Here is a 12,233-nt window from a genome sequence, read left to right as displayed (position 1 = left end):
TAAACGGTATCACAAAATTAGTAAAAAGAAAACAATTCTACTTTACACTAAAAGTTATCCACTTAATTTTATTATTCATTTATTAAATAGAAAAATCCCCAAAATGGGGATTTAGCTACATAATAGTGAGTGCTGGTTCTGCATGTAAGAGTTCTTTTATGCGATTGTTTTCATCCATTATCGCAACTTTCGGTGTATGAACCCTGACCTTTTCCTCAGGTACAAGGACATAGGAAATAATGATAACAATATCCCCTACCTGGACAAGGCGTGCGGCGGCACCATTTAGACAGATAACACCACTTCCTCTTTCACCAGGAATTATATAGGTTTCAAGTCTTGCACCATTATTATTGTTAACAATTTGAACTTTTTCATTGGCTGTCATTCCAACTGCATCTAAAATATCTTCATCAATAGTAATACTGCCAACATAGTTCAAATTGGCTTCTGTAACTGTTGCCCGATGGATTTTGCCACTCATCATGGTACGAAACATCGTATTCCTCCTCTATGGATGCCTTTACCCTAGTCTTCTATATGAATAATGGAATTGTCTATTAATCGAACCTTAGAGAATTTTACTGCAAGTGCTACAATTATGGTACCCTCTAATTTTTCCAGTGGTTTTAGCTGTGGATAAGATAAAATCTCAACATAATCAATCAAGCCGTTGGATTCACTGGTGATCATTTCAGTGATTTGTTTAATTACCCTTTCTGAATGACGTTCTCCAGTTTCAATGGCATTTTTTGCTTCTAGTAGGCTTTTATATAAAACAGGTGCCTGTTGTCTTTCTTCAGGTAATAAGTTAACATTTCGAGAGCTTTTTGCAAGCCCGTCCTCTTCACGAACGATGTCTACCGCAATCAACTCAATTGGAAAATTAAAATCAGCAATTAATCCCTTAACCACTGCAACTTGTTGAGCATCTTTTATTCCAAAATAAGCCCTCGTTGGCATGACGATGTGAAACAGCTTCGTCAGCACTGTTGCAACTCCGTCGAAATGGCCTGGACGGGATTTTCCGCACAAGACGTCCGTTCGCTCCTGAACGACTACTTTGACAGATGGGGCACTTGGATACATTTCCTCTACGGATGGATAAAAAAGAAAGTCCACCTGTTCACATTCAGCTAAAGCCCGGTCCCGTTCGAAATCTCGCGGATAGGATGAATAATCTTCTTTTGGTCCAAATTGTAATGGATTAACGAATATACTTAAGACGACGATATCATTTTCTTGCCTTGCTTGCTTTATTAGTGTTAAATGACCTTCATGCAGAAACCCCATAGTGGGAACGAAGCCTATAGACTTAGCTAACGCCTTTTGATTCATGATTTCTGACTGCATGTCCTTAATAGTTGTTATGACCTTCATTCCTTACCTCCATAGAGAACCTTGAGCTCCTGTTCTTTCATTGTGAAAGAATGCTTATCCTCCGGAAACAGTCCCTTTTTAACATCTGATACATACGCTTGGATGGATTCAATCATAAATGGATTGACAGAATGGTATTGTTTCACAAATTTAGGTACTCGCTCGACACCGTATCCCAAAATATCATGGTAAACGAGTACTTGCCCATCTACATCCATTCCTGCCCCTATACCAATGACTGGAATAGCTACGGTTCTTGAAACTTCTTCAGCAAGCTGCTTAGGAACACATTCAAGTACAAGTGCGAAAGAACCTGCCTCCTCCACTTTTTTAGCATCATCCATTAGTTTTCTTGCAGCCTGAGCATCTTTCCCTTGAACTTTATACCCGCCTAAAACACCAACAGATTGTGGTGTTAAGCCCAAATGTCCACAAACAGGAATACCCGCACGGGTTAATGCAATAATGTTTTCAATAACCTCATCTGCACCTTCCAGTTTAACAGCATGTGCGCCCGCTTCTTGCATGAGTCTACCGGCATTTATTAAAGTATCTCTGATAGATAAATGATAGGTTAAAAACGGAAGGTCAGCCACAATAAAGGTATCTTTGGCCCCTCGTTTCACAGCTTTAGTGTGATGAATCATGTCCTCAATCGTCACAGGAATAGTAGAATCATATCCAAGAACAACCATTCCAAGAGAATCACCGACTAGAATAACGTCAACTCCCCCTTGTTCCGCTTGTTTAGCAGATGGATAATCATAAGCGGTCAACATGACAATCTTTTCATTATTTTCCTTCATTTTCAAGAAATCTGTTGTTTGCTTCATCATTTTCCCTCCTTAAAATATGGGAGAGGCGACAAAACGAGTTTGAAGAGCAAATAAAAAGATCCTTCTGAAGGCAGAGGATCCCGTTACTCTTTGGCATGTTCCATCCCTCTGTCCCGGTCCGCATAACGGATCTAGGCAGAAACCTTTTTAATTGTTAGTACAAAACTTAAGCGGTGCAGTTCCGAAGGATACTGCCCAATGTGTTTATCATACAAAAAGTACTAGATTCGCGCAAGTATTATCTCACAGCTGTTTATAGTTCAATATCGGCCGAGTAAATGTGATGAATGACACCTGTGTCATCCTCCAGCTTTAATACTCCTTCATCCGTAATTCCTAATGCTCTTCCCACAATAGTAGAAGTTAATGTTCTTGCTTTTAAGACCTTGCCAATACTGATAGCATAACTTTCCCATAGTATTTTTATAGGGAAAAAGCCCTGTTCTAAATAAAGTAAGTATAGTTTTTCAAAGTGCTTGGAAAAACTTCTAATTAAACCTGCACGGGAGACGACTTCGTCCTTTTCAATAAAAAGAGAGCTGGCTGTTTCTTGAATATCTTCGGGAAAGTCTTCTATTTTCTGATTAACATTTATCCCAATCCCAATTATGATGGAATGAATTCGGTCTGCTTCTGCCTGCAATTCTGTTAATATTCCCGTTATCTTTTTTCCATTTAGCAAAATATCGTTAGGCCACTTAATTTCCGGATTAAGCCCTGTCATCTCTTCAATTGCCTGTACAGCTGCGACAGCAGTTAAAAGGGTTAATTGTGGTGCTTTTGTCAGTTGGATATTGGGACGAAGTATGAGACTCATCCAGATTCCAGTATATTTAGGTGAATGCCATTTCCGGTTCATTCTCCCTTTTCCTGAGCGTTGTTCTTCCGCAATTATCATGGTTCCTTCTGGGACATCCTCAGCAGCCAATCGATGAGCAATCTTTTGAGTAGATTCAACACTTTCTTCATAATGGATGTTCCTACCTATGAATTCTGTCGTTAAACCCAATCTTATCTCATCTGCTGTGATTTTTTCAGGTGTTTTAATAATGCGATATCCCTTTTTTCTGACAGCTTCTAATTCAAAGCCTTCTTTTCTTAATTCTTCAATATGCTTCCATACAGCAGTTCTTGAGCAGCCGATTAGTTCTGCTAACTGTTGTCCTGATAAAAAATCTTCACTAGCATTCGTAAAGGCATCAAGCAATTCTTTTCTTATTTCCGACTGCACTCTATAAGCCACTCCTTAATCTTCTGTTTATCGTTAACCACTCTTCCCTCTAAAATGGCATTCTCAATTTTAGAAATGGTCTCTTTTAGCCATGGCCCGCCACTTTTATTAAACCAGTTCATTATATCAGTTCCAGTTACAGTTACTTCTGAGCGCTCTTTAATTGGAAGTTTCTCATAGCGTTCAACCCAGTAACAAACCGACTCATCACCGATTTTATTCGTTATTACTTGGTAGAGTTTTTCAACAGAGATAAGGACATCCCGGCCAGCAGCAAATAACTGACTTAGAGACCATTCATTCTCTAGTCTAATTCTCGTAAATTGTACAATGAGCTGGATATCCCTAATATCTTTTAGCGGAAGACGCCAGTCTCTTAAAAATGACTCGACTTTTTTCCCTTCTAGTTTTAAACAATAAATTAGCAGGGACCACATTTCCTTCCTTCCTAAATGATCACATTGAAAGTGTACCAACTCTTCTAAGAGCTTTTTATTATTGTTCATTCCTGGCAAGTAGGCATACAAATCAGTAGCGAGCAAAAGTTGAAAAGCTTCTTTCCGACTTTTCCCAGATAACAGTTTCTCAAATTCTACTCTCTTCCGTTCAATCGCAATATGTTCAAGTAAATGTGTATGTTTTCTTAAAGCATTTAATGTTTCCTGTTCAATTGTAAAGGAAAGCTGGCTTACAAAGCGAATCGCTCTCATCATTCTTAAGGCATCCTCGTGAAACCGCTCCTCTGCAAGACCAACCGTCTGAATTACTTTTCTCCTTATTGCCGACTGACCATCAAAGGGGTCCATTAAGATTCCATTCCGGTCCATTGCAATCGCATTCATCGAAAAATCTCTTCTCTGTAGATCTTCTTTTAGATTACGAATAAAGGAAACCTCTTTCGGCCTACGAAAATCCAGATACTCTGCTTCAGACCGAAACGTAGTTACTTCATACGATCCACTATTGAACAGAACAAGGACTGTTCCATGTTTTATTCCAATATCAACAGTCTTAGAGAAAATTCTTTTCACCTCTTCAGGCGTTGCAGATGTCGCAATATCCACATCACTGATTTCCTTTTTTAATAGGTAATCTCTAACCGACCCGCCCACAAAATAGGCTTCATAACCAGCATCTTCTAGCATTTTTAGAACAGGAATTGCTGATAAGAAAGGTTCTATCATACACTTCACCTTAATTCATTAATTTAAAATATATTTGTTCGTATTGTTCTACAATTTTGTCGGCCATAAATTTTGTTTTTACTGTTTCCATGGCGCGATTAGAAAAATCAAGATGAAGTCGAGGATCACTTAACAATGAAATGGCTTTAGTGGAAATATCCTCTATATCTCCTACCTCACATATAAATCCGTTTTGACCTTGTTGAATTACTTCTGGTATTCCACCCACATTCGTACCAATGCAAGGCACCCCACAAGCCATGGCCTCTAAAGCCACGAGCCCGAAGCTTTCCTTTTCAGACAACAATAGTTTCAAATCACTAATGGAATACAATTCCTCAAGATTCTCTTGTTTTCCAAGAAAAATCACTTGATCTTCCAGTGCAAGCTGTTTAACAAGTTTACACACGATGGATATTTCAGGACCATCACCGACTAATAATAGTTTAGCAGGCATGACTGCAGATATTTTCGCAAAAGTTTTCACGACATCCTGAACTCTTTTAACTGCTCGGAAGTTCGAAACATGGATAATGACCTTTTCGTTCTCTTTTATTTCAAATTCAGCTTTCAATGATGAGGAATCAGTCTTTTTGTAAATTCGTTCATCAATAAAATTATAAACCGTTTCGATTTGTTTATCCGGATGAATAAGTTCATACGTTTGATTCACTAGTGCGTTCGATACCGCAGTCACAGCATCAGATTTTTCAATTCCAAATTTAATCGCATCTGTTAAGGATGGGTCATAACCCAGCACAGTAATATCCGTCCCATGTAAGGTGGTGACAATCTTAATATCTCGATTACTCATTTGTTTGGCTAGTATAGCACAAACAGCATGTGGGATTGCGTAATGGACATGAAGAACATCTAGTTTTTCTCGATTTGCAACCTCCGCCATTTTACTAGCTAAAGCAATATCATATGGTGGGTATTGAAAAACTGAATACTGATTTACTTCAACTTGATGGTAATAAATATTGTGATACATTTTGTTTAGCCGAAACGGCATGCTCGAAGAAATGAAATGAATTTCATGTCCACTTTCTGCAAGCATCTTACCCAACTCTGTTGCTACTACTCCCGATCCTCCAACAGTTGGATAACAAGTAATACCTATTTTAAGTTTCATTGTGGTTAATCTCCTATCAAATCACGATCCAAGAGTACTGGTACTTTTGTTTTAAATCCTTCTGCATAGCTTACACCGACCAATTTCCCAAACATTCTTTCTCTTGCTTCCACCGTTTCAATATATCCATTTACCAATGGGGTTTCAATACTTTGATCACTCTGTTCAAACTGGCTCCGGTAAGCACGTAAGGCAGAAAGTTTTTTATCAATGAATGGAGAAATATCAATAGTAAAGTCAGGCTTATGAAACCCATTAATCATATAGAAATATACTTTTTCTACTCGATGTGGCTCCATCTCTATACCTGTATGATATTTTTTTATCCCTGCAGAAAAAACCGCCTCCTCTACAAGACGGGAACAATTACCATGATCTGGATGACGATCTTCAAAATAGGGTGCAAATACAATCTTGGGCTTATGTGTTCTTATGACATTTACTATTTCTTTTATGTAGTCTTCATTTAAGAATAATCCTCGGTCAGGCATTGCAAGGGAAGCTCTGTAGGATACTCCTAAAATCTCTGCTGCACGAGCTGCTTCTTCTTTTCTTAATTGAACGTTCCCATTAGAAGAAAGATCAGCATCCGTCAAATCGCAAATTCCTACCCTTATTCCTTCTGAAGAAAACTTCGAAAGGGTACCGGCCATGCCAATTTCTACATCATCGGCATGGGCCCCAAAAGCAAGGATGTGTAAATGTTCACTCTTCATTTTCGTCACCAGTCTTTTTTACAATATTTCTCCAATCGATTAACCCTAGCTCCAATCCTCTAATCAGTAATTCAGCCGTACCCATGTTAGTTGCTAGAGGGATAGAATACACATCACATAATCTAACGAGAGCCGTCACATCCGGTTCGTGTGGCTGAGCTGTTAGTGGATCACGAAAGAAAAAGATGGCATCCATTTTATTTTTTGCAATCAATGCACCGATTTCCTGATCACCACCAAGCGGACCAGATTGAAAACGTGTTACATGTAGGCCAGTGGCCTCGCTAATTCTTAATCCAGTGGTTCCAGTAGCGAATAAAGTGTGTTTCCCAAAAATCTCTTGGTATGCCGTGACAAATTGTACTAAATCATTTTTTTTATTATCATGCGCTATTAATGAAATATTCATAATTCACCTCTATTCTAAAATATTTTCAAGTCCATATACAAAGGACGAATTCTTCATGACTGACTCTACCGCTACCTTTACACCTGACATAAATGAGCTGCGGTTGTAAGAGTCATGGCGAATGGTTAATGTCTGACCATCTGAACCAAATAAAACCTGCTGATGTGCAACCAATCCAGGCAATCGTACAGAGTGCACGTGCATCCCATCAAATTCTGCACCGCGTGCACCAGGTAGTGTTTCCTTTTCATTGGGATGTCCCTGTCTCTTTGCTGCTCTTACAGCAGAGATCATCTCAGCTGTTTTTACTGCCGTACCAGAGGGGGCATCAAGTTTTTGGTCATGATGCATTTCAATAATTTCGACATCGTTAAAGTATTTAGCAGCCATCTGCGAAAACTTCATCATTAAAACTGCACCGATTGCAAAATTTGGTGCGATAATACAACCTAATTTCTTTTCTTCACAAATTTGCTGTAATTCATCTAAATTCCCTTTGGAAAAACCTGTTGTACCCACGACTGGGCGGACATTATATTCTAGTGCTGTTTTGGCATGGTACATACCAACCTCTGGAGTGGTTAAATCAATTAACACATCTGCTTCTATGGTTTCCAGACATTTCACAATGTCAATATACACGGGGACACTTGAAATGGATTGAAACCCCTCAATATCACTAAGCATCATTCCATCAAATTTATGATCAAGTACCGCTACTAGTTCAAACTGTTCTGTATTTGTTACAAGCTTTACAGCCTCACTCCCCATCCGTCCACGGGGGCCAGCAATAATTATCTTAACTTTACTCATCTTCTTCACTCCCTATTATCCTGATTAATTTTTGTCCAGCGGTCCTTGTCCCTTGAATTGAATTTGTGCATGACCATATCATGAGCCTCTTCTAAATCGATATGTAAGGAATTAGCTAAACAGATGATTACAAAAAGAAGATCGCCAAGCTCTTCCTCTATCGCCTTTTCAGTTTCACTTGATTTTTTTGGTTTCTCACCATAGTAATGATTTATTTCTCTAGCTAACTCTCCTAACTCTTCAGTTAGTCTAGCAAGCATAGCCAGAGGACTAAAATAACCTTCCTTAAATTGCCCAATGTATGTATCAACCTCTTTTTGAAGTTCCTTCATTGACTTTGCGGCCATTTAGTTTCACCTCTTTCCAAAACACTAGTAAATCTTACTTAGTTACTATATATATCTTTTTTTATGTTAGCTAAATTAAGGCTGATTTACAAATGTTTTCGTTCGTAACAGGTACTTTTCGCCTTCGCATTGCTCTAACCATATTAATTCGCTATAATAAGAACCGCCCTAAGAGAGAAATATATGGAAGAGGAGGCATGATCATGATTTTTGGTCTTAAAATAAAAAATATTTTTTTCATTTTATTAGGCGCTGCCATTTTTTCATTCGGCCTAGTTAATTTTAATATGCAAAATAAACTTGCTGAAGGCGGTTTCACCGGAATAACACTATTGCTTTACTTCTTGTTTGGCTGGAATCCATCCTATACAAACCTAATACTGAATATCCCCCTATTTTTTATCGGTTGGAAGATGCTAGGAAGAAATGCTTTCTTATATACAATCATCGGAACCGTTGGCGTTTCCATTTTTCTATGGATACTTCAACGCAATCCTGTAGAAATGCCCCTCAAGAGTGATTTAACGTTAGCTGCCTTATTTGCAGGTGTTTTCGCTGGGATTGGCTTAGGAATCATTTTTCGTTTTGGAGGTACCACTGGTGGAGTTGATATAATAGCTAGGCTTGCTCAAAAGTTTTTTGGTTGGGGCATGGGCAAAACGATGTTCCTTTTTGATGCATGTGTCATTACCCTCTCATTAATTACATACTTAAATTATAAAGAAGCTATGTATACGTTAGTCGCTGTTTTTGTGGGAGCAAGGGTCATTGATTTCATGCAAGAAGGGGCGTACTCTGCTAGAGGAGCCATGATTATCTCTGAAAAAAACGAACAAATTTCCAAAAAAATTATGGAGGAAATGGATCGAGGAGTTACTGCTCTTAAAGGTTACGGTTCTTATACTAAAAACGAACGTGATGTTTTATATTGTGTGGTAGCTAAAAATGAGTTAATCCGCCTTAAAAATTTAATTACTTCGGTTGATCCACACGCATTTATTTCAATTTCGGTCGTTCATGATGTTCACGGAGAAGGATTTACACTGGATGAAAATAAAATGCCTATAGGCGATTAAAAAAAGGCTGACAGGAGTCAGCCTTTTCTATTGTATTAATCATCACTTCTATTCATACCCGTGAAGATAAGTACCAGTCTTAATAATTCAAGTACAGCAACAGCAGCTGCAGCTACATAAGTTAAAGCTGCTGCATTTAAAACTTTTTTTGCTTCCCTTTCTTCGCCATTCCCTACTAAGCCTAAAGAAACTACTTGATCCATCGCCCTGTTCGAAGCATTAAATTCAACAGGTAGGGTGATAACTTGAAAAAGAACGGCTACTGCCATAAAAATAATTCCAAGTAAAAGCATCCCACTCAGGTGGGCAAATATTCCAATCATAATCAGAATCCAAGAAAAATTTGATCCTATATTGGCAACAGGAACTAACGCATGTCGAAAGCGTAGAAAGGCATAACCCTCAGAGTCTTGGATGGCGTGTCCGCATTCGTGTGCGGCCACTGCAGCTGCAGCAATAGAGTGACCATGATAATTTTCAGGCGATAGACGCACGGTCTTCGTCCTTGGGTCATAGTGATCGCTTAAAAAACCTCTGCCCTCTTCAACTGATACATTGAAGAGACCATTAGAATTTAATATTTGTCTGGCAACTTCGGCCCCTCTAACATAGGTTGAAGAGGGAACTCGAGAATATTTTGAAAAGGTATTTTTAACTTTAAATTGGGCCCAGAGTGGAATAAGAATAATAACTGCAAAGTAAACAAGGTATAACATATTGATCCTCCCAATCAGCTCTTGATGCTATTCATTTTAGTAAAGCCGATTAGATGCGTCAATCTTTTAGGTCTCTTGAGCGGTTTTTCTTCATATTTTTATCACCCTGATACTTACGCCAACCTACATAAGACAATGTCATGATAATAATACTGCCTGTTGAAATAATGACCCACCATAGTGATGGATCTGCTTCATCTTCTTCCATGTTTGCAAAAAGATTTTTCAAATCTGTATCAAGTGCAGTCAGCTCTTGTTGGCTGTCTGTATTAGTTATAACCTGGGAACGATACTCATTAATAAAATCAATTCGGGCATCTAATCTTTGTATATTTTCTACTGACACATCGATTTTCATACTTGGATATATGACATTATATAATGATAAGAAAGTATTAAAATTTGAGTGAAAATGGGCCGTATCACCATTTATTGCTGCATCCTTCGCTTGGTGAAACGCAGTCATGATTGGTTCTTCCATTTCTGTCCATAAGGGTTGATGACTAGTTGCGATTGCATCAATGACAAGACGGAATTTTGTTAGTTTATTTAATCTTTCCTCATATTTCATATTGGGACTAACAGCGGCTTCCATCGCTTCATCATGGGAGGTGTTAACAATCCTAACCTCGTCCATCGTTAAAGGCTTTTCTGTTCCAGTAATACTTATAAACTGATCGGAAAAGTAATCAAGTAATTTTTTTGCATCCTCATATCTATGAAACTTCACCATTTGGAGAGCCTCATCAGAGATATCATCCAGCTTCTCCATTGGCGATTGCTGTTCGGCATGTACAGTTATGGGAGTGAGCATAATGACAATTGCAAATATAAGTAACCATTTCATTTTCAATCCTTGTCCCCCCTTTCATCACTATTAAAATGTATGAAAAGCTGGACAAGGTTAGACCATGTTTGGTTATTTTATTTCAAGCTTGAATCTTTCAGGTCGAATGACAAAATAATATGCAAGCCCTATTGAAACGATTGAGAGCCAAAAAGTGAAGTATCCAATCTGTGGAGTGAAGCGATTGAGCATATGATAACTAGGCAACATGAAAAATACGTAATCAATGACATCATTATGTAAAGTCCAAATAGCCGTAACAATTAAATGCCACCATCTAAAGCGGTAAAAAGGCGCATATAATAGTCCTTGAACTGCCATCGCAAAATGAGAGAAAATTAGCATATAGCCAATCCAATCTAATTCTCCTTGAACAAAGTAAACTAAAATATTCATGACAACTGCCCAAATCCCGTACTTAAAAAGTGTAACAATTGCTAAAGCTTCTATTATCGGCCAATTTTTCTTTAATAAAAAAGCAATAAGGACAAACACAAAAAATAAACTTGCAGTTGGACTGTCGGGTACAAATAAAAGAAAAATGGCTGGTGTCTCCTTAAGTTGCCACCCGTACCAATAATATCCATATATGGTTCCTGCTATATTAATTAAAAGCAAGATTTGAAGGATTGAACGATTTGCCAAGAGAGGATAAACCCAACGCACAAAATCTCCCCTTTTCAATTTCTATTTTGTAGCAATTGTAATAAAAAAGCTGACGATTCCCCGTCAGCTTTTCTGAATTTACTTATTCTTTACCTAATCCAGAAATAAATTCTGAAAGTTTCTTTAACTCTTCATCAGTACCTTTAAAGATACCTGGAGGCATTTTTCCGCCTTTTCCTTGCTTAGCAATCTTCGCTACTTCATCAGCTGATAAACCAGTTCCAATAAGAGTTGGTGCACCAGCACCACCTTGTAGATTTTCACCATGACAAGTTATACAAGTGTTTTTACTAGCAATTTGGTAGCCTTCACTTGACTTATCGATTTCCACTTTAGGAACAATCTTACCTTGACGTTCTGCAGCAGCCCAGTCATGAGTAGCAACAGATTCCCAAGTTAAAAACACGATGGAAGCTAGCGCCAATAACATGAATCCAGTAGCAAGTGGACGCTTTGTTGGGCGGCGTTCCGGTCCACGATCAAGGAACGGTGCCAATAAAAGTCCTCCAAAAGCAAGTCCAGGCATAATCATTGCACCAATAACTGTATATGGACCAGATGCAAATGAGTATTTTAATAATTGGTACAAGAACAAGAAATACCAGTCTGGTAATGGAATATATCCTGTATCAGTTGGATCAGCAATCCTTTCAAGCGGAGCTGGATGTGCTACTGTTAAGCATAAATACCCGACTAGAAATACAGCTCCTACCATCCATTCTTTCAAAAGGAAGTTCGGCCAGAATGCCTCTGTTTTACCAGGGTATTCTGAATAATCTTTAGGAAGCATCTGTTTACGTGCTTCAGGTGCTAACACACGAGAATCGCCTACGAACTTCATACCTTTACCTTTATGCATCGAGAAATCCCCTCCTTT

The 12,233-nt window shown here is 38.4% G+C and carries 15 protein-coding genes; 1 reads left to right on the top strand and 14 read right to left on the bottom strand.

The features are described from left to right. Positions 1-115 precede the first annotated feature (115 nt). From panD to RCG25_RS09290, 10 genes are all read right to left on the bottom strand, one after another. Positions 116-499 (bottom strand): aspartate 1-decarboxylase, encoded by a 384-nt coding sequence (panD, locus tag RCG25_RS09335; protein ID WP_308083400.1) that lies wholly within the window; start codon positions 497-499, stop codon positions 116-118. A gap of 29 nt (positions 500-528) precedes the next feature. Continuing rightward, positions 529-1,380, bottom strand: a complete 852-nt coding sequence (panC, locus tag RCG25_RS09330) for a pantoate--beta-alanine ligase (RefSeq protein WP_308083399.1) — start codon at positions 1,378-1,380, stop codon at positions 529-531. Further along, positions 1,377-2,213, bottom strand: a complete 837-nt coding sequence (gene panB, locus RCG25_RS09325) for a 3-methyl-2-oxobutanoate hydroxymethyltransferase (RefSeq protein WP_308084139.1) — start codon at positions 2,211-2,213, stop codon at positions 1,377-1,379. Before panB ends, panC begins: the two co-directional genes overlap by 4 nt. Positions 2,214-2,469: 256 nt before the next feature. Then, positions 2,470-3,447: a biotin--[acetyl-CoA-carboxylase] ligase gene (locus tag RCG25_RS09320; protein ID WP_308083398.1), complete on the bottom strand. Its 978-nt coding sequence runs from the start codon at positions 3,445-3,447 to the stop codon at positions 2,470-2,472. After that, positions 3,432-4,631, bottom strand: a complete 1,200-nt coding sequence (locus tag RCG25_RS09315; RefSeq protein WP_308083397.1) for a CCA tRNA nucleotidyltransferase — start codon at positions 4,629-4,631, stop codon at positions 3,432-3,434. The genes RCG25_RS09320 and RCG25_RS09315 overlap by 16 nt, the downstream gene beginning before the upstream one ends. Positions 4,632-4,641: 10 nt before the next feature. Further along, positions 4,642-5,766, bottom strand: a complete 1,125-nt coding sequence (gene bshA / locus RCG25_RS09310; protein WP_308083396.1) for an N-acetyl-alpha-D-glucosaminyl L-malate synthase BshA — start codon at positions 5,764-5,766, stop codon at positions 4,642-4,644. A gap of 5 nt (positions 5,767-5,771) precedes the next feature. Next, positions 5,772-6,482: a bacillithiol biosynthesis deacetylase BshB1 gene (gene bshB1 / locus RCG25_RS09305; protein ID WP_308083395.1), complete on the bottom strand. Its 711-nt coding sequence runs from the start codon at positions 6,480-6,482 to the stop codon at positions 5,772-5,774. Then, positions 6,472-6,891, bottom strand: a complete 420-nt coding sequence (gene mgsA / locus RCG25_RS09300) for a methylglyoxal synthase (RefSeq protein ID WP_308083394.1) — start codon at positions 6,889-6,891, stop codon at positions 6,472-6,474. The genes bshB1 and mgsA overlap by 11 nt, the downstream gene beginning before the upstream one ends. Before the next feature lie 9 nt (positions 6,892-6,900). Beyond that, positions 6,901-7,704 carry a 4-hydroxy-tetrahydrodipicolinate reductase gene (gene dapB / locus RCG25_RS09295; RefSeq protein ID WP_308083393.1) on the bottom strand — a complete coding sequence of 268 codons (804 nt, stop codon included), beginning with the start codon at positions 7,702-7,704 and terminating at the stop codon, positions 6,901-6,903. Positions 7,705-7,709: 5 nt separating this feature from the next. After that, positions 7,710-8,051, bottom strand: coding sequence for a nucleotide pyrophosphohydrolase (locus tag RCG25_RS09290; protein ID WP_308083392.1), 342 nt, complete (start codon positions 8,049-8,051; stop codon positions 7,710-7,712). A 203-nt stretch (positions 8,052-8,254) separates the two neighbouring features. Here RCG25_RS09290 and RCG25_RS09285 point away from each other — a divergent pair, with 203 nt between their 5' ends. Then, entirely contained in the window at positions 8,255-9,127 is an 873-nt protein-coding gene (locus RCG25_RS09285; protein WP_308083391.1) for a YitT family protein, read from the top strand. A gap of 35 nt (positions 9,128-9,162) precedes the next feature. On the opposite strand, the gene RCG25_RS09280 is transcribed toward RCG25_RS09285, so the two are convergent. The 4 genes from RCG25_RS09280 to RCG25_RS09265 form a co-directional block, all read right to left on the bottom strand. Next, positions 9,163-9,843 carry a zinc metallopeptidase gene (locus RCG25_RS09280; protein WP_308083390.1) on the bottom strand — a complete coding sequence of 227 codons (681 nt, stop codon included), beginning with the start codon at positions 9,841-9,843 and terminating at the stop codon, positions 9,163-9,165. A 58-nt stretch (positions 9,844-9,901) separates the two neighbouring features. Continuing rightward, the gene (gene ypjB, locus RCG25_RS09275) at positions 9,902-10,690 is read right to left on the bottom strand and encodes a sporulation protein YpjB (RefSeq protein WP_308084138.1); all 789 of its coding nucleotides are present in this window, start codon (positions 10,688-10,690) and stop codon (positions 9,902-9,904) included. Between the two features lie 72 nt (positions 10,691-10,762). Further along, positions 10,763-11,356, bottom strand: a complete 594-nt coding sequence (locus RCG25_RS09270; RefSeq protein WP_308083389.1) for a lipoprotein heptaprenylglyceryl N-acetyltransferase LhaT — start codon at positions 11,354-11,356, stop codon at positions 10,763-10,765. Between the two features lie 82 nt (positions 11,357-11,438). Continuing rightward, positions 11,439-12,215 (bottom strand): menaquinol-cytochrome c reductase cytochrome b/c subunit, encoded by a 777-nt coding sequence (locus tag RCG25_RS09265; RefSeq protein WP_308083388.1) that lies wholly within the window; start codon positions 12,213-12,215, stop codon positions 11,439-11,441. Positions 12,216-12,233 lie beyond the last annotated feature (18 nt).

This window comes from Neobacillus sp. PS2-9, from assembly GCF_030915525.1.
GTDB lineage: Bacteria > Bacillota > Bacilli > Bacillales > Cytobacillaceae > Neobacillus.
This window is presented reverse-complemented; position numbering and strand designations above follow the sequence as displayed.